Source organism: Dyella dinghuensis (assembly GCF_003977615.1).
Classification (GTDB): Bacteria; Pseudomonadota; Gammaproteobacteria; order Xanthomonadales; family Rhodanobacteraceae; genus Dyella_B; species Dyella_B dinghuensis.
Genome location: NZ_RYZR01000001.1, coordinates 141399 through 159107, shown reverse-complemented (window position 1 = coordinate 159107; position 17709 = coordinate 141399). Strand labels below are relative to the sequence as shown.

Annotated in this window: 15 protein-coding genes; 7 read left to right on the top strand and 8 right to left on the bottom strand. The window is 58.3% G+C overall.

Annotated elements, in window-relative coordinates; genetic code table 11:
* Positions 1 to 296 precede the first annotated feature (296 nt).
* Together EKH79_RS19125 and EKH79_RS00740 are read right to left on the bottom strand one after the other, a co-directional pair.
* Entirely contained in the window at positions 297 to 1895 is a 1599-nt protein-coding gene (locus tag EKH79_RS19125; protein WP_126671877.1) for a carbohydrate-binding protein, read from the bottom strand.
* Positions 1896 to 2169: 274 nt separating this feature from the next.
* Entirely contained in the window at positions 2170 to 3513 is a 1344-nt protein-coding gene (locus EKH79_RS00740; protein WP_233590108.1) for a carbohydrate-binding protein, read from the bottom strand.
* A 666-nt stretch (positions 3514 to 4179) separates the two neighbouring features.
* Here EKH79_RS00740 and EKH79_RS00735 point away from each other — a divergent pair.
* From EKH79_RS00735 to EKH79_RS00720, 4 genes are all read left to right on the top strand, one after another.
* Positions 4180 to 4677 (top strand): VOC family protein, encoded by a 498-nt coding sequence (locus EKH79_RS00735; protein WP_126671875.1) that lies wholly within the window; start codon positions 4180 to 4182, stop codon positions 4675 to 4677.
* A 144-nt stretch (positions 4678 to 4821) separates the two neighbouring features.
* Positions 4822 to 6057 (top strand): MFS transporter, encoded by a 1236-nt coding sequence (locus EKH79_RS00730; protein ID WP_126671874.1) that lies wholly within the window; start codon positions 4822 to 4824, stop codon positions 6055 to 6057.
* 143 nt (positions 6058 to 6200) lie between these two features.
* Complete coding sequence (locus tag EKH79_RS00725; protein ID WP_126671873.1) at positions 6201 to 7868, top strand: methyl-accepting chemotaxis protein; 1668 nt, start codon at positions 6201 to 6203, stop codon at positions 7866 to 7868.
* A gap of 8 nt (positions 7869 to 7876) precedes the next feature.
* Positions 7877 to 9682: a GGDEF domain-containing protein gene (locus EKH79_RS00720; protein ID WP_126671872.1), complete on the top strand. Its 1806-nt coding sequence runs from the start codon at positions 7877 to 7879 to the stop codon at positions 9680 to 9682.
* Positions 9683 to 9689: 7 nt separating this feature from the next.
* Here EKH79_RS00720 and EKH79_RS00715 read toward each other — a convergent pair whose 3' ends face one another.
* Positions 9690 to 10064: a hypothetical protein gene (locus EKH79_RS00715; protein ID WP_126671871.1), complete on the bottom strand. Its 375-nt coding sequence runs from the start codon at positions 10062 to 10064 to the stop codon at positions 9690 to 9692.
* 236 nt (positions 10065 to 10300) lie between these two features.
* Complete coding sequence (locus tag EKH79_RS00710) at positions 10301 to 10684, bottom strand: hypothetical protein (protein ID WP_126671870.1); 384 nt, start codon at positions 10682 to 10684, stop codon at positions 10301 to 10303.
* 175 nt (positions 10685 to 10859) lie between these two features.
* Between EKH79_RS00710 and EKH79_RS00705 the strand changes: the two genes are divergently transcribed.
* Positions 10860 to 11402: a DinB family protein gene (locus EKH79_RS00705; protein ID WP_126671869.1), complete on the top strand. Its 543-nt coding sequence runs from the start codon at positions 10860 to 10862 to the stop codon at positions 11400 to 11402.
* A 246-nt stretch (positions 11403 to 11648) separates the two neighbouring features.
* Positions 11649 to 12320, top strand: a complete 672-nt coding sequence (locus EKH79_RS00700) for a restriction endonuclease (protein WP_126671868.1) — start codon at positions 11649 to 11651, stop codon at positions 12318 to 12320.
* Between the two features lie 62 nt (positions 12321 to 12382).
* Here EKH79_RS00700 and EKH79_RS00695 read toward each other — a convergent pair whose 3' ends face one another.
* The 3 genes from EKH79_RS00695 to EKH79_RS00685 all read right to left on the bottom strand — a co-directional run bounded on the left by EKH79_RS00695 (position 12383) and on the right by EKH79_RS00685 (position 15158).
* On the bottom strand, positions 12383 to 12937 hold the full coding sequence (locus EKH79_RS00695; protein ID WP_126671867.1) for a hypothetical protein: 555 nt from the start codon (positions 12935 to 12937) through the stop codon (positions 12383 to 12385).
* 105 nt (positions 12938 to 13042) lie between these two features.
* On the bottom strand, positions 13043 to 14305 hold the full coding sequence (locus EKH79_RS00690) for an MFS transporter (protein WP_126671866.1): 1263 nt from the start codon (positions 14303 to 14305) through the stop codon (positions 13043 to 13045).
* A 142-nt stretch (positions 14306 to 14447) separates the two neighbouring features.
* On the bottom strand, positions 14448 to 15158 hold the full coding sequence (locus EKH79_RS00685) for a transposase (RefSeq protein WP_126671865.1): 711 nt from the start codon (positions 15156 to 15158) through the stop codon (positions 14448 to 14450).
* A 904-nt stretch (positions 15159 to 16062) separates the two neighbouring features.
* Between EKH79_RS00685 and EKH79_RS00680 the strand changes: the two genes are divergently transcribed.
* Positions 16063 to 17166 (top strand): calcium:cation antiporter, encoded by a 1104-nt coding sequence (locus EKH79_RS00680; protein ID WP_233590105.1) that lies wholly within the window; start codon positions 16063 to 16065, stop codon positions 17164 to 17166.
* 36 nt (positions 17167 to 17202) lie between these two features.
* Here EKH79_RS00680 and EKH79_RS00675 read toward each other — a convergent pair whose 3' ends face one another.
* Complete coding sequence (locus tag EKH79_RS00675) at positions 17203 to 17688, bottom strand: DUF3455 domain-containing protein (RefSeq protein ID WP_158621163.1); 486 nt, start codon at positions 17686 to 17688, stop codon at positions 17203 to 17205.
* Positions 17689 to 17709: the final 21 nt, after the last annotated feature.

Below are 17709 nucleotides of genomic sequence, written 5' to 3'. Positions count from 1 at the left end.
GTGCTGCAGGGCAGCAATCTGATTCAGCTTCCCCCGTCCTTGTTAAGCCGGACCAACCAACGTCCCCATGGTGCACGCTTGATATCACCATTTCCGTGACCGGTTGTTGTTTTGGGGTGAAATCACGGAACATTTACGTAAATTTACGCGAACTGAATTGTGAAATAGCGCCTGCGTCGCCTGCGCCAAACGAACGAAACCACCGGCACTTTCGTACCGGTGGTTCGCTTGTCACATCCTCCACCTGCTGCGGGTCCGGCATGCCTGCGAACCCGCGGCAGGATCCCCTGCTCCGTTTACTTCCCGATGTCTTTCAGAACCTCATTGGTGTAACCCAGGATGCCCACGCTCGGGTACGAGTTGCAGGTCGACGAGGCCGAACCTGCCGCACACGGCGTATCGCGATCCAGCGACCAGAAATGCACACCGACAAGCCCATTGGCGGTCGCGTAGTTGGTGATGGTGTCGATGTCGGCCAACGTGGTGATCTCACCACCGCTATCGTTCTGTCCAATCATCGGCGTCAGCTCGATGTGACTGGCCGGGATACCGTAGGTGTGCTGCAGATTTACTACCGCTTGAATTGCGGACTGGCCCATCTCGCACGCACCGTTCACCACGACACAGTTGGATGCACTGGTGCCACCGTAGTCCATCGTCATCAGATTGATGGTGTAGTTCTTGAGCGCCGGACTCGATGCCTGAATCGCTTGAACGACTTCCGCACCGAGCGAGTTCACACCACCGTAGCTGCCATCCGATGCTCCCAGCGTTGCCAGTGTGAAGGAGAAACGCATATTCGGGTATTCCGATTGCGCCGCTGCCACATCGGCCACCAGTTGCTGGATCTCAGCTTGCGTCTGTCCGCCTTCGATATCGAAGTCCACACCAATCATCTGCGCCGTGTAGTACTTCGCGATGAAGCTTTCGAACGCCGACGGCGACGAACAGGTAAAGACACCATCCTGACCGCCGGTGGAGACGATGTAATTCAAACCGGCACTGGAAAGCGAATTGGCCGCGCCTGGCGTGATGTTGGCCGAAATAAATTCAGATGGCGTCACACCGGCCCAGCTTTCGCTACCGCACTCGCCCGTGGCAAAGGCCAACGAAATCGCCGGAAGATTCGGCACCTGGGTTTCATACAGACCGCCGCTGCCCACCACGGGAATGGCCGTACCGGTCACTTCCGTGGCCATCGCGTACGTATTCCAGTTCATGTTGATGCTCATGTCCTTGTACGGACTGAACACGAATCCACCTGGCGCTGGAGTAGGCGTCGGTGTGGGAGTCGGCGTTGGGGTAGGTGTTGGCGTTGGAGTCGGCGTAGGGGTGGGTGTTGGCGTCGGCGAGCCGCTGCAGGTGCCGACTTCGGTCCATGGCTCACCCGTGCCGGAACCGCCGTTGTTGGTTGCAGGATTGTTGCCTTGCGTCCACCAGTTTGCTTCGTAGTTGATGCCGTTCTCGCTTACGAGTGCGCCGCCGTTATACGCGGTGGAAGCATTCCATGCCGGATCACACGAGCCAGAAGGCGTCGGAGTGGGAGCTGGAGTGGGTGTCGGCGTTGGAGCGGGCGTCGGGGTTGGCGTGGGTGAGCCGCCGCTACACGACCCTTCCGACGTCCACGGTTCACCGGTGCCCGATCCACCGTTGTTGGTCGCCGGGTTATTACCTTGCGTCCACCAGTTCGCGACGTAATTGACGCCGCTCTCGCTGACAACATTGCCTTGCGTATAAGCCGTGCTCGCATTCCACGCGGCAGCGCACGTCGTCTGCGCATGCACTGCCTGGACGGGTGCAACCGTCAGCAACGTCGTGGAGAGCGCCGCGCACACTGCGGTACTCAACGAGCTCAATGTCAAGGTGGACCACTTTGTTGATCGCTTCACTTGCATAGGACTGTCTCCAAGGTTGGGTTGAACCGCAACAGATGAGTTACATCGGCGATGTCACAGCTGCATTCCGGGCAGCCGTGCGGGGACAGTCGCCCTTACGCATCCGTGCACCGTACTGCGTGTGATGGGTTCTGCTTGAAATGGATGGGCGGCATCTTTGTGTGCTTGTGACGACACCGGCGCTTAGGCGCCGATGTCGTCTGTGATTCTTCAACCTGGCTGATGCGGCACCGGCAATGGCCCTGTGCCGCATCAGCGCTCCCCTACCCCTGAATTACTTGCCGAGGTCCTTGAGGAACTCGTTGGTGTATTGCAACGATGTCGACGTCGGAATCGAGTTGCACGTCGAGGAAGCCGAGCCGGAAGCGCACGGCGTATCGCGATCCAGCGACCAGAAATGCAACCCAGCCAAACCGTTGGCAGTCGCATAGTTAGTGATGGTGTCGACATCCGCGATAGTGGTGATTTCACCTTGCGAATCGTTCTGACCGATCATCGGCGTCAGTTCGATATGGCTGGCCGGAATGCCGTAGGTGTGTTCCAGATTCTCTACAGCTTGAATCGCCGACTGCCCCATTTCGCACGCACCGCTCACCACAACGCAATTCGCGGTACTGGTGCCACCGTAGTCCATCGTCATCAGATTGACGGTGTAGTTGTTGAGCGCCGGGCTCGATGCCTGGATGGCTTGAACGACTTCCGCGCCGAGCGAATTGACGCCGCCGTAACTTCCGTCCGACGCTGCGAGCGTGGCGATCGTGAACGAGAAGCGCAGATTCGGATATTGCGATTGCGCGGCCGCGGCATCGGCCACGAGCTGCTGGATATCTGCCTGCGTCTGTCCACCTTCGATGTCGAAATCGACGCCGACCATATGCGGCGTGTAGTAGCTGGCAATGAAGCTCTCGAACGCGGATGGCGACGAACAGGTGAATACGCCTGCCTGACCGCCCGTGGAGACGACATAGTTCAATCCGGCACTGGAGAGCGCACTGATATTGCCGGAAATGAACTCGGACGATGTCACGCCGCCCCAGCTTTCGCCGCCGCATTCGCCGGTGGCGAACGCTAGCGAAATCGCACCGAGGTTTGGTTCAGCCGTCGAATAGAAACTGCCGCTGCCCACGAGTGGGAGCGTGGTACCGGTCACGGCCGTCTGCATGACGTTCGTGTTCCAGTTGAGGTTGATCGTGATGTCCTTGTAAGGACTGAACACAAAACCACTCGGCGCGGGTGTGGGTGTTGGTGTGGGTGTTGGTGTGGGCGTTGGGGTAGGTGTCGGTGTCGGTGTCGGGGTAGGAGTCGGGGTAGGAGTCGGCGTGGGGGTCGGCGTTGGAGTCGGCGAACTGCTACATGCGCCTTGCGACGTCCATGGCTCGCCACTGCCCGCACCGCCGTTATTGGTGGCCGGGTTATTGCCCTGCGTCCACCAGTTCGCTTCGTAATTGATACCGTTTTCGCTGGCGACATTTCCCGCGGTATAGATCGCCGTCGAACTCCATGCCGCAGCACAGGTGGTTTGCGCGTGCACGGTTTGTACCGGCGCAACTGTCAGCAACGTCGTGGCAAAGGCCGCACCGACAGCGGTGCTCAACGTGCTCAGTGTCAAAGTGGACAATTTCGTGGTTCTTTTTAATTGCATGGTTCTGTCTCCAGGAATGAGTTGAAGCGCAACGGGTGAGCTACATCGGCGATTTCACGACCGCAATCCAGTCAGTCATGTGGGGACAGTCGCCATCACGCGTCCATGCACGTTCCAACGTGTAATGAACTAGCAACAACTAAAAAGCGCGGCGAGTATCTGCCTCTTCTGACAACGTTGTCTAGTCCAATTGGCCGCTATGCCCCCGGCGAAACGTGATTCATTTGGCAAAGAATCAAAAGGTATTTTTTTGCGATGCATTTTCACGAATCGTGCACAAGCATTACTCGCAAAAACAAGCAAAAACAGCCTATTTTCACGTTGCTTTGCAACAACACAAATGTGCACATTGTGTGTAGGCCAAGTACATGTCGTATCGTCATTTGGACGTCTGCCCGATGATTAACGTGACGGGGTTCACACCTTCTATCGCGAAGGAAAAGGCATCGACGACGAGAGCTTTGATTCAGACATTCATGACAACGAAGGCCATATTGCTCGGGAAGACAAAGCACAGGCCGCTCTGCATCAAAGCGGTTGCATGTCTGCGTGATACGTCGACATGAAAGATGTGTCGAACTCACGCAACGCTATTCGTCGCATGGGTGGTCATCATTTCGATATCGCCAAAGGAGATCCGCCGTGAACACACGCTTCCAACGCATCACTCCCTTCCTCTGGTTCGACGATCAAGCTGAGGAAGCGGCCGACTATTACGTATCGATCTTCGAGAACTCCCGCATCCTCACCGTCAATCGCTACGGGAAGGAAGCGGCGAAGACGACCGGCAAGCCCGAAGGTTCCGTCATGACCATCGCGTTCGAGCTGGACGGGGTGGAATTCGGTGCACTGAATGGCGGCCCGCTATTCACCTTCAATCCGGCGCTATCGCTCGTCGTCCATTGCAACAACCAGGATGAAGTCGACCATTTCTGGAACCATCTTTCGAAAGATGGCGATCCCTCCGCGCAAGCATGTGGCTGGCTGAAGGATCGTTACGGATTGTCGTGGCAAATCGTGCCGGCGCGATTGATCGAGCTGTTGAGTGGCCCTGATCGCACCAAGGCAGGTAAGGTCATGCAAGCCATGCTGACCATGAAGAAGATCGATATCGCAGCACTGGAAAACGTGGCGGCATAACCTTCAGCGGCGCACCCTGCCCGCCTCCCGCATTGGCGGGAGGTGTCATGACATCCCGGAATGTCGCAACGCAGCATGCTGATGTATAATCGGTATCGCCGGTCACCCCGAACCGGTACAGTTGTCTGGTAGCTCCCGATTCCCATGGCCGATGCCTCCCGCGTCCCCGCGACTCCCGATAGTCGCAGCTCCCGCGTGCTGATCTCCATCCTCAGCACCGTCGCTTTCACGTTTATCGCGTACCTCACCATCGGCTTATCGCTGGCGGTGTTGCCCGGTTTCGTGCATTCCAATCTCGGCTATGGCGCGATGCTCGCGGGATTGGCGATCAGCATGCAGTACGTGGCGACGCTGCTCAGCCGCCCGCATGCAGGCCGCATGGCCGATTCGAAAGGCCCGAAACGCACAGTGATGACCGGATTGGCGATGTGTGCCGTCAGCGGTGCATTGCTTGCGTTAGGCGCGCTGTGCAGTCACTGGCCCGTTTTAAGTCTCGCGCTGATTTTCATTGCGCGTCTCGCACTTGGCTGTGCGGAGAGTTGCGTCGGCACCGGCGCCATCGCCTGGGGCATGGGACAGGTCGGACACCAGCACACGGCACGCGTGATATCGTGGAATGGCGTGGCGACCTACGGTGCGCTCGCAGCCGGCGCACCATTGGGCGTGCTGATTCAACAGCACTTCGGCTTTGCCGCCATCGGTATCGTCTCGCTGCTGTTGCCAACCATCGCGCTGCCGCTCGCGCGATTGAAACGCGCCACCACGGTCGAGCACGGTGAGCGCTCGCCGTTCCGCACCGTCGCAACGCGTGTCGTACCTTACGGTATCGGACTCGCGCTCGGATCCATCGGCTTCGGCTGCATCGCCACGTTCATCACGCTTTTCTACGCATCGCACGGCTGGGACAACGCAGCGCTCACGCTCACCGTATTCGGCGGCGTCTTCGTCGGCGTACGCTTTGTGCTGGCGCGCACCATCAACTGGTTCGGCGGTTATCGCGTCGCCATGGTGTCGCTAGCGGTTGAGGCGATCGGTCTCATCACGCTCTGCGTGGCGAGTCACGCTTGGGTGGCCATCGCAGGCGCAGCCATCGCAGGCCTTGGTTTTTCGCTCGTCTTTCCCGCGCTCGGAGTCGAAGCGGTGCATCGCGTGCCACCAAACAGTCGTGGATCGGCGCTCGGTGTGTATTCGGTTTTCATGGACGTCGCCATGGCGGTCACCGGGCCGCTCGGCGGATGGATTGCCAGTGGCATGGGTTACAACGCGATTTATGGATTTGCCGCCGTCGCGGCCATGCTGTCGATCGTGCTCACGCTCGTGCTGCATGCACAGGCTGCACGCGATGTGCCTTCCCTCATCGCAGCGCCCGCCGATCCGTAACGCACATGACGATGAATGCGCGTTGCGATGAAACCGTCACGCCTTCGTCAACCATTTGAAACAAAAGATTTTATTTTTGCATCAGGCTCAAGTCGACGTCATCATTGCCGACTAGGAGGCATCCCCTCCCCCGTTGGTGCGTCATGCCTCGTCTGACTTCCGGTTTATTCCGTATCACCCTTCGCCGAATTCTGCTGCTCCGTCTCGCTGGCATCCTCGTTCTGCTGATCGCGATCGGAACGTTGTGCACCATGGCACTGATGCACGCAGACACGCGGATCCAATCCGTCGTAGACGACACACTCGCCCCCATTTCGGACGTTGGCCGCATCCAGAGCGATTTCAACAACGACTATCAGGTGCTCTCTCACGCTGTGCTGATGCGCTTGCCATCGGCTGTAGATGAAGCCGCCACGGCGATCAAAAGCAACCGCGTCGACATTGATCGCTATTGGAAACCGCTCTTGCAAAGTGGACTCGGCATACAACAGAAACAGCTGCTCACGATTGCCGCGGATCATCGCAAAGACGCCGAACAGGCCATGGACGACACACTGACGTTGCTGCAGGCCGGACAATTCGATATCGCTCAGTTGAAACTTGCTACCGATGTACAACCGGATCTCGTCCCGCTGCAGAGTGATGTCAACAATCTCTTCGAAAACGCGCTGAAGTCGGGCGAGACGCAAGCGCTCTCGCAACACGCTGCCAATCGGAAGGATGTAATGATGCTACTGGCCGTGTTTGCCAGCGCCCTTCTATTGGCATGCTTGACCGACGGCATTCTGATTCGTGCACTTGGCGCACGTCTGCGTCTGGCTTCGGGCGTGGCCCAACGCATCGCCCGTGGCGAACTGGGCCAATCCGTCGACGTCGGCCGTCCCGATGAAATCGGTGACCTGCTGCGCGCACTGGCCGTGATGGATACGCAGCTTGCCGATGTCGTGCGAAAAGTTCGCGCTGGCGCCGCCAGCGTGCGCGATGGCGCGCATGCTCTTGCGCAAAGTACGCATGCGCTGAGCCAGCGTACGCAAGCCCAGGCGGCGAGTCTTGAAGAAAGTTCTGCGTCGATGGAGGAAATGGCAGCGAGCGTTGCTGAAGCAACCATGATGGCCGAACAGGCCGATCGCGTTGCCACCACCTCGCGTCAGCTGGCCGAACAAGGCAGGCAGATTGTCGAGCAAACGGTCACGGCGATGGATGCCATCGACCAGTCGGGTCAACGCATCGCCGAGTATGCCGGCCTGATCAATGATGTCGCCTTTCAGACCAACCTGCTCGCGCTCAACGCGGCCGTCGAAGCCGCGCGCGCTGGCGAGCACGGCCGTGGATTTGCGGTGGTCGCCGCCGAAGTGCGCCAGCTTGCACAACGCTGCGCTGGCGCCGCACGCGATGTCCGCCGATCCATCGAAGAAAGCAACGACGCTGTACTGGACGGCCGCACCTTTGCGAAGCGCTCGGGCGAAGCGTTGATCGGCATCGTCTCCAGTGCCGTGCAGGTTTCCGAGAAAGTCGCAGGCATGGCGTTGTCGGGCCGCGAGCAGAAAGCAGGTATCGATCAGGTCAATCTCGCCGTCATGGGCATGGACACCATGACGCAGGAAAACGCCACCCTCGTGGAACGCACAGCGATGATGAGTCACGCCATGCGCGGCAATGCCGAGGCGCTTCTGCAGCAGATGGATTTTTTCCACATCGATGAAACGGCTGGCGATGCAGACGTACCCACTCATGGAACCGACGCAAGCGCGTTCGTGCGTCAAGTGATGACCCGGCACGCCACACCGCCCGCTTTTGACGAAGCCGCCTGACCTGTCTCATGGCCTTTCCTCGCGACTCCGTCCGCTTATCCAGTCTGCTCGATCGCGCGCAGAATGGTTTGCATGCGGTGTTCCAGCCCATTGTTCGGCTGGACAAGATGGAAATCGTCGCGCATGAGGGCTTGGTGCGATCTCCGCCGGAACTCGGCGGTATCAGCACACCGGAGCTGCTGAACATTGCGCGTGTCGAAGGGCGCCTGGGCGAATTCGAACTCGCGGCCGCGCGTACCGTATGCAGCGCCTTCATGGCGCAGCGGGCGCCCGGACGTTTGCTGGTCAATATGAGCGCACAAGCGTTCATGCACGAATCGGTCAAACCCCACGATCTGCTTGCTGCGCTGGGTGCCGGCGGCATGGATCTCAGCCGCGTCACTATCGAGTTGACCGAGCGCGATATCGTCGACGAACCAGCACGCCTGGCTGACGCATTGGGTTACCTTCGCGCGCACGGTGTCCGCTTCGCCCTGGACGACTTTGGCAACGGCCACTCCAACTTCGAGATGTGGAACGAAATTCATCCCGAAGTCGTCAAGATCGACCGCTATCTGATTCACGGCTTGGCCAAGAGCGCCGAACGTCTGGCGATCGTGCGCGCACTGTGTCAGGTCGCCGAAACACTGGGCGCGGATCTGGTCGGCGAAGGCGTTGAAGAGGCCGACGATTTGCGCATGTTGCGAGAACTCGGCATTCCCTATGCGCAAGGATTCCTGCTCGGTCGTCCCGCAATGAACGTCTGCGCAAGCATCAGCGATGCAGCACTCGATGCGCTGAACCACCACACGATCTTCGTGCCGCCCCGTTTACGTGGCCCCGTCACACAGCGGCCGATGCACCTGGGGCATCTTGTCATCGATGCGCCGGCGATGACCGCACAAAACACCAATAGCGATGTCATCGCTTTGTTTTCCCGGTTTCCGGAGCTGCACGCACTGGCTGTGGTTGAAGCGGACCGTCCTGTCGGCATCATCAATCGCCGTATTTTCAGCGAGCGCATGGCCCAGCCGTACACGCGCGAACTTTACGGGCGCAAAAGCTGCACCGCTTTCATGCACGAGGCACCATTGACGTGTGACGTGTGGGAATCGCTGGAAAACATGGCCGATATCCTGCGCGGACAGGATCAGCGCTATTTGAGCGATGGCTTCGTCATCACACGCGACGGGAACTACCTGGGACTGGGCACCGGCGAATCGCTGGTGCGCCGTGTCACCGAACTGAGGATCGAAGCTGCGCGCTACGCCAATCCGCTCACCTTCTTGCCCGGCAATATTCCCGTCACCGAACATGTGGCGCGGCTACTTCGTGCCGAGGTGTCTTTTACGGTGGCCTATGTGGATCTCAACCATTTCAAGCCGTTCAACGACCAATACGGCTACTTCCGCGGCGATGAAATGATTCGCCTGCTGGCGGGCATTCTCACCGCTCACGTGAATCCGCGTTCGGACTTTGTCGGCCACATCGGCGGAGACGATTTCCTGCTCGTACTCCAAAGCGACGACTGGGAAATCCGCTGCAAGGAGATGGTGGCCTTGTTCAATCAGGGCGCACGCAGTCTGTTTGCGGCCGAAGACATTGCTCGCCAGGGCATCGTCGGAGAAGACCGGCACGGGAACACGCAGTTCTTTCCCCTCACCACTGTCGCCATCGGCGCCGTGCGTGTGCTTCCGCCTTTCCCGGGGCGCCCGGAAACGCTGGCGACGCTGGCCGCACGCGCCAAGCGCCACGCCAAACGCGCACAAGTGGGTTTCTATCTGCTATCGGGCGATGTGCCCTGGCCGAACCAGGCGGATGCGGCAACCGCCTGAGGAAGACTCAACACATGTGCAGCCAATGCACGTGCACGCCGTGCAAACGGTCTTCTTCCCGGCTGCCTTCGCGACCGTCGACGACGACGCCCCACGCAGTCCGCGAAACACCTGGCGTCAAACGGTCCAGGCGCACGTGCTCGCCCTTGCGGATGGAGAACAGCGTCTCCAGCACGACGACCTGCTCGCCTTCCCAGACCAGGAAAGCGGACTGACCCGCTTCGTCACCCAGTCCGACGAAAATCCGGACTTCTTGTGCCGAAAATGCGCCACGATTGTCCAGCCGCCAGTGCTCGGTTTTTTGCAGCAGCGATTGCAGGTGTGGATCGTTCCAATCCACCTGCTGCTTCGACAGCTTCGAGCTAGGCTTGTAATGAGTCATTTTCGGGTTCAATCCACTCAAATCCACACGCGGCACTTCTTCTGCACATTCACCACTTGCGATTCGTCCCGACCTCTGCGGTTCGGATCCGTGCAAGCTCAACAGGTGGCTTGCAATGATCGTGCCCACGACCGAAACCGCTAAAAGCAGGCTGAATCTGGATGGTTTACGCGCTTACGTGTGTTATCGACCGGACTGGAGTTTTCCTTAAGCCCCGATAGCCACAGCTGTGCAGGTCAGGATTTTTGCGTGTTGACCCGCAGCCAGTAGAGGCGAATGCCTCGCTGAACGTCATCTTCGCGAAAGCCCTCGCGGCCCTCGATCACCACGCCAAAAAGGATGCGCACGTTGCCGCCCATATGCCGCTCGACGCGCACATGCTCGCCCTGCCCGATCGGAAAAGCGGCCGCAACCACGGCGGATTGGCCACGCTCCCACACCAATGTGGCGGGACGGCCCGCTGCTGAGCTCCAGCCGACAAAAACGTCGACGTTTTGGGGTGCATACCCGCCCCGGTTGTCCAATTGCCAGCCGTCACTTCGATTCAGCAGCGACGCCAGCTCCGGATCGCTCCAATTGACGGGAACATGAGATACGTGGGTTGGCGTCCTGTGGTTCATGGGGCACTCCGGCAAGTGGCGGCGGCTAAACCGGATGATTCGGCGTAGGCAGGATGATTGTGCCGCTGTCGCGTGAAGGGCCCGTCGACACGTATGACCTCTCGCCGTTGCCGGGCCGTTTAGCGTGCGCCAACATGTTTCCTCTCGGACAACGCGCACGAACGCCGGAGCAGCCATGTCGCAAAAAAGCCACTTCGAACTGATGGCCCGTTACAACCAATGGATGAACGCCAAAGTTTATGACGCGGCCTCCAAGCTCGATAACGAAACGCTGCACGCTAACAAGGGTGCATTTTTCGGCTCGGTGTTCGGCACGCTCAATCATCTGATGGTGGCCGACACCATCTGGCTGAGGCGCTTTGCCGATCACCCTGCACGTTTTGCCGCGCTGGGACCTGCGCACGCGCTGCCTATGCCTCGTGCACTGAATGAACCACTGCACTCCGAACTGCCGTCCTTGCATAAGGCGAGGGTAGGCATGGATGAGATGATCATCACGTTCATCGGCGAAACGACCGACAACGACTTCGAGCAACCGCTGTCCTACAAGAACACCAAAGGCGAGCCCTACGTTCGTCAGTTTGGCCCTTTGCTGCAGCACTTTTTCAATCATCAAACGCACCATCGTGGGCAGATCACTACCTTGCTGACTCAGTCCGGCGTCGATGTCGGCGTGACGGATCTGTCCATGCTGGTTCCGGAATGGCAGCAGCCGTGAACTCGACTCGCTATAGGGGCATCCCCGACCAGGGGGCGTGCCAGCGCCCGGCTTTTTGTCCTCTACCTCCCTAAGATCTGTAACAAAGCGTCGCCGCAGCGCACAAAACGGTCGCCACGGAACGCCCTGCAAACGCGTCAAATCCGCGCTGCGGCCGTATGCCGCAGTGCACGCTGATCTCCCCAATCGTCCGCGCTAAGGTCAACAGACGTTTCAGTAAGCAACGTTCACAGCTCGGGGGAGTTGATGGCGAAGCACGGAACACAACGCATCGAACGATTCGTATCGGTGCACTGGCCAGCCGGCATCTTGCTCGGCGCGAGTGCGTACGTCTTCGTGCGCTACGGCATGGGAGAGCACAGCGCCGTACAACTCACCCTAGTCGGGCTTTTGATAAGCGCGTGTTGGTTCGCCGCTTTCCTTTGCTGTCTGGGCTATCGCCAACGCACGCGGCGCCTAGTCCTTCGCGACGAACTCGATCAGCTGCGCATGATGCATTGGCGTGAATTCGAGAACCGTATCGCCCAGGCCTTTCGCTATCGCGGTTACACGGTGGAGCACGCCGGACATTCGGATATCGACGCAGGCATCGACCTGACCGTCCACAAACATGGATTGACAACGCTGGTTCAATGCAGGCATTGGCACAGTCGCAACGTCGACGTAAAGGACGTACGCGAGATGTACAGCCTGATGAAACACCATCATGCCTCTGCCGTGAAAATTGTCGCATGCGGGGATTACACGCCCGACGCATGGAAGTTCGTCGTCGGCAAACCTTTCGAGCTGATTTATGGCGAGACCCTGCTCGCCATGCTCGGCGACGCACCGCTCGCACAGGACAGCACGGTCGTGCCCTTCCGTGCACCGGCGTCACCGCCACCCATGCACCATCGCGCGCGAACCGCTGCGCATTGACGCTGTCGGAAACGAATAAGAAAGCCGCGCCTATGGCGCGGCTTTTTTCTCTAAAACGGGGCTCAGTTAACGCACTTCAAGTATTCCGCCTGAAGTTTGGTCCAAGTACCCTGCGCATCGAAATTCGGCACCAACGCATTCTGCTCGGGATGCGGCGTCAGAAAAGCATTCATCCCGTGCATGATCAGGTATTTCGGAAAATAGTCGGGCGGTCCGATCTTGCTTACGTCCGAACAGAAATCGGCATGTCTTTTCGGGTCTGAAATCACCACAGTAAGCGCCTGCTTGAACGCCTGCTTCTGATCGGGCGGCATCATTGCAAAGGTTTGCATGATCAAAATCTGTCCGCCATCCCGCGCTGTCTGATCCGTAATGCGAAATGCGTCGAAATGAGCGTACGCCCCTGCCAAAGGAAAGAGCATGGCCGCACGATCGTAATCACCTTTCGCAAGGCAGGCTCGTATTGCGGTGTAGACGTCAGGTGGCGTGTATGTGTTTTTTACGTCTGTTAGGTCGATGCATGAAAGCTTGCGCGTCGGCGCAAGATTGGCCGGCGCACTGATATTGACGAACTTACCCTGCACGGGTGCCGTCTGCGACCGCACGGCGACGGACATGAAAAGCCCGGCTAACAGAATCGCGGCAACCCCATTTGCGGCGTAACGGTCACGACGCATGAAATACCTCATATGCATTCAAGCGGACATTTAATGCCACAGGATTTACATCTCCGGCTCTGGCTTGAACAACAGCGCAATCATCGTTAAAACCGCCGCCGCCGACAGGTAATAGCCAACGTATGCGAGCCCGTAATGGTCAGCAAGCCATTTCGCGATAGATGGCGCGAGCGAGGCACCGAGAATACCCGCAAAATTGAACGCCAATGAGGAACCCGTATAGCGCACCGTCGTTGGAAAAATTTGTGCGAGCACCGTGCCCAAAGGGCCGTACGTGATGCCGACGACGCACATGCCGACGATCATGAACGCCATATCGCTGTGCACAAACAACGGCGCGTAGGCCACACCAAAGATAAAGATAAGCACCGTGGCAAGGATCATCGCAAAGCGGCCGCCACGCTTGTCCGCCAGCCATGCTGAAAGCGGAATGGTCAATGCGAAGAAAACCACACCGACCATCTGCACGATCAGAAAATCTTCGCGCGGACGGGCCAACGACGATGTTGCCCAAAAAAGCGCAAACACCGTCATCAAATAAAAGATCACAAAGGTGGCCAGTGCAGCAAACGTACCGGAGATCAATGCGCGTGAATGATGCGCGAACACGCTCAGCATGGGCACTTTTACGCGCTCGTGCTTGGCGACGGCACGGGCAAATTCGGGCGTCTCGGTAAGCCGCAGACGCATCCACAAGCCAACAATCACCAGCACGGAGCTAGCAATGAATGGCACACGCCAGCCCCACGCAAAAAAAGCGGCGTCTCCAAGACTTTGCGTCAGCCACAGAAACACGCCGGTCGCGATGAAAAATCCAATAGGTGCACCGAGCTGTGGAAACATGCCGTACCAGCCACGTTTTCCGGGCGGCGCGTTTTCAATGGCGAGCAATACTGCACCACCCCATTCGCCACCCAGGCCAAGGCCCTGACCAAGGCGACACAAGGCCAGCAGTGCGGGGGCCATCAAGCCAATGTGCGCATACGTGGGTAGCAGACCAATGGCGACCGTGGACAGCCCCATCGTCAGTAGTGCCGCGACCAGCGTTGCCTTGCGGCCGATCCGGTCGCCAAAGTGCCCGAACAAGGCCGAGCCGATAGGCCGCGCAACGAACGCCAGCGCGAAAGTCGCAAACGACTGCAACGTCGCCGAGGCCGCATCCCCCGCCGGAAAGAACAACTTCGGGAAGACCAACACCGCTGCGGTGGCGTAGATGTAGAAATCGAAGAATTCGATAGTCGTGCCAATCAAACTGGCGAACAGCACACGGCCAGGCGAATTGGCCGGTTTGGAGACGGCATCGAGCATGTCCAGATATTCCTGCGGGCAATGGCTCGATTTTGCCAGACGCCATAGCACTTTGGCGCGGATGGCGACACAACAAGCCCGCAAGGGCTACGTAACCCTATCCGTCACAGCTGCGCACGTTGAAATAGTCACTCTTATTCGGCTAGCGCCTCGACGCCAGCATGTCCGGAACACGCCGGGGGCGATGCGGCGGACGCGCCTTCGCATATCGGCCGAGCCTCGCCTCCACTTGCATTTGAAAAGCAGGAGAACCGAGTACACGCTGCTGTTGAACGTAAGTGCGAATTTCGTCAAGACTCGCCCGGCTGATGTCGTTTGCAAACAAGTCCCTGTACGCCCGCAGACGCTCTTCATCGTCCCAGCCGAGCGAAAGATACTGCGCGTGCGGCTCGATCAGCGCATCGATATCCCCCAGGGCGTTACAACGGTAGCTGGACCACGGATAGACCGATGGCTCAACCGCCACGCCTGCCCGAATGGGATTCAGTTCGATGTAGCGGTAGCACATCAAAAGATAGTGTTCCGCATCGACCAGGCACGATTTGTAGCGCCCTTCCCATAAGGTCCCGGTGCGGTGGTACGTCATATTGACGTAGTTGACGTAATTTCGTCCGATAGATTGCATCATCCCCGCCAATGCGCCCAGACGCGAAGGCGTTACGAGCAGATGCACGTGATTTGGCATCAGCACATAGGCATGCACCGCACATTGCCATCGCTGGCTCGCATGCAGAAGTTGCGTGAGATAGCACTGATAATCGTCTGTGGAAAAAAAGCAGGCATTGCTGCCACGACCACGCTGCAGCACATGTTGCGGCACACCGGCAATATCAAACCGTGGCAATCGTGGCATAGAGCAAACTCCGTGCGGCGATATAGCGCTCGATGGAAGGCAATAGCTACTTAGAGTGCGACTTTGTTGTTGCCTGACTTTCGTGTGCTTGATTGCAGCCGGATATACGAAGGGAAATGCCGGCCGTGCTTACGACACGGACAATCAAAACAACTCATGCGTCATTCGTCGCTACCCAGACACCGGATACTTTGGGTGGCATTTGCACACTTCCCCTAGCAAGCGGCAGCCCCAAGACCGCTTGGTTTCCAAGCGTATATCGCTCAGTCGTGCAAAGAGCGTGACGAGGAAACGTTTTCAGATTGCGTTATGACTGTGTGCGACTGTATGTGTGCGAGGCGACACGCCACATCGATTAAATCCATCGAAACCCGATGGTGAAATAACGGGGACAGGTTGATCTGCCGAGGAATCGGGCCGAGGCAATCAAGGCTCCAGTGTCACGATTCATAGCAAGGGCGTGTGCATCCGGATTGGCAAGCAGCGAAGCGATTGACCATAACGTTATCGGTGAGCATTGACTGCCCTGCACGGACATGCGCGGGAAAATATTTTTAACCATCCTTTACATCGCGTTATTCCGATGACAAGCAAAAATGGAAAGTCGACGAACCGCGTTTCGCCATCGTCGGATGATGAGACTTCGACTTCGTTACCCACATCGAGCGTGTGCTGCCAGCATGAAGGTCTGAAGTCATCTCACTATCATAACGATGCGGCTGCCAATGCAGGTCCACGGGCCGCTTACCGCCTCGCACGACGTCCGAAGGTCGTACTTTTGTCGAAAAGCACGTCGCGACAAGGGAATCCACTCCCCACCTCATCACCTTAACGCTTACTATTGCGATAACGCCCGCACACAACGGGTCCATAGCGACAGGTCGAGGACATCATGCGGACGATCATGACAGCAGCACGCCCGGTCTTTGGCTGGCTGAGCGTCGCACTATTCCTGATCTTCGGATCAGGATGGATGACGCATCTCGATAACCACATGTTCACCCTCGGGTTATTCGTGTGGCTATTCGTCGCCATCATCTGGGTGGCCTTTGGTGTCGTGCATGAAGCGGAAACGCTGGCGGACATGCTCGGCGAGCCGCTAGGCACGCTGGTGCTGACCCTTTCCATCGTCATCATCGAAGTCGCGCTTATCTCGGCGGTGATGCTCAGCTCGCCGGGCAGTTCCACCCTGGCGCGCGACACGATGTATGCGGTGCTGATGATCGTGCTCAATGGCGTCGTGGGCGTGGGTCTGCTGATGGGCGGTATTCGCCATTACGAGCAGGCTTTCAACCTCAAGGGTGCTTCAGCGTATCTCTCGGTGATCGTTCCGCTGACGATCATTGCGCTTGTATTGCCGGACTTCACGACATCCACGTCTGACGGCTCGCTCGCGCGGCCACAGGCGATCATGTTCTCCATCCTCACGATCGGTCTGTACGGCGTTTTCATCTGGCTGCAAACCGGGCGGCACCGCGGCTATTTTGTAGCGCCCGACGCGCAACCGATCGATCCGCGCGAGATCGAACATCAACGGCCGCACAAGCTCGACAAGAAGTCGCTGCTTTGGCACTTCATTCTGCTGCTGATAAACATTCTGCCGATCGTCATCCTGTCCAAGAGCCTGGCGAAAATCCTGGAATACGGCATTGCCGTAACGGGCGCGCCGGTGGCGCTGGGGGGCATCATCATTGCGATGCTGGTATTCGCGCCGGAAGGTATTTCCGCGCTGATTGCCATTCGTGCCGACCGGCTTACGCGAGCGATCAACCTTTGTCTCGGCGCGGTTGCTTCAACGCTTGGTCTTACAATTCCCGCGGTTCTCGCCATCGGCCTCTACACCGGACACCCGGTGTTACTCGGTTTGCCTTCGTCGGGAATCGTGATGGCGGTGGCGACACTTGTCCTGAGCGCGATGACGTTCTCGAATGCCCGCACGACGATGCTCGAGGGTGCGGTGCATCTTTCGATGTTTATCGTTTTCCTCGTGCTTGTCTTCAGTCCCTAGCGCCAACCGTCATTCACCACGATTGGACTACTTCTCTCAACCGCGGAAGAAGGTATAGGTGGCGCTGTACGGCACGCGAACTTCCGCGCCAGCATGGCTTGCATCGCAGCCGCTAGCGGGTGCCACACCGCCTTGTGTATGTGTGCGCACGATGTATTGGACATTCGCCATGACACCGTCGCCCGTATGGGACTTGGCATGCAATACAAGCCACGCAACAGCACCTGCGTCAGGCGAGGCTGAAACGTTCAGGGGTTCGCCGACGACCGTGCTGCCATCGTTGGCCTGCCAGCTTGGTCCGGCGAAATGTTTGCCGATCGCGCTGCCTTTCGCGTCGATCAGGGTCGCATCGGGTGCCTTCAAGGTCCACGCATAAGCACCGTTGGATGCTTTGCAGGTGTATATCTGGACGCCTTTGCCGAGGACCTCTATGGCCGGCAGTTTTTTCGGAGCGGTTTGAGCCTGGGCCCATCCGCCAACCGTCATAAGCGCGATAGCGCAACACATTAACGACTTCTGCACAGCACGTCTCCTTAATCCGAT

Coding starts and splice junctions, on each gene's coding strand:
- EKH79_RS00680 (WP_233590105.1), top strand. CDS start 16,063: ATGACAGCAGCACGCCCGGTCTTTGGCTGGCTGAGCGTCGCACTATTC.
- EKH79_RS00725 (WP_126671873.1), top strand. CDS start 6,201: ATGCCTCGTCTGACTTCCGGTTTATTCCGTATCACCCTTCGCCGAATT.
- EKH79_RS00730 (WP_126671874.1), top strand. CDS start 4,822: ATGGCCGATGCCTCCCGCGTCCCCGCGACTCCCGATAGTCGCAGCTCC.
- EKH79_RS00715 (WP_126671871.1), bottom strand. CDS start 10,064: ATGACTCATTACAAGCCTAGCTCGAAGCTGTCGAAGCAGCAGGTGGAT.
- EKH79_RS00695 (WP_126671867.1), bottom strand. CDS start 12,937: ATGTCCGTCGCCGTGCGGTCGCAGACGGCACCCGTGCAGGGTAAGTTC.
- EKH79_RS00690 (WP_126671866.1), bottom strand. CDS start 14,305: ATGCTCGATGCCGTCTCCAAACCGGCCAATTCGCCTGGCCGTGTGCTG.
- EKH79_RS00710 (WP_126671870.1), bottom strand. CDS start 10,684: ATGAACCACAGGACGCCAACCCACGTATCTCATGTTCCCGTCAATTGG.
- EKH79_RS00705 (WP_126671869.1), top strand. CDS start 10,860: ATGTCGCAAAAAAGCCACTTCGAACTGATGGCCCGTTACAACCAATGG.
- EKH79_RS00700 (WP_126671868.1), top strand. CDS start 11,649: ATGGCGAAGCACGGAACACAACGCATCGAACGATTCGTATCGGTGCAC.
- EKH79_RS19125 (WP_126671877.1), bottom strand. CDS start 1,895: ATGCAAGTGAAGCGATCAACAAAGTGGTCCACCTTGACATTGAGCTCG.
- EKH79_RS00720 (WP_126671872.1), top strand. CDS start 7,877: ATGGCCTTTCCTCGCGACTCCGTCCGCTTATCCAGTCTGCTCGATCGC.
- EKH79_RS00685 (WP_126671865.1), bottom strand. CDS start 15,158: ATGCCACGATTGCCACGGTTTGATATTGCCGGTGTGCCGCAACATGTG.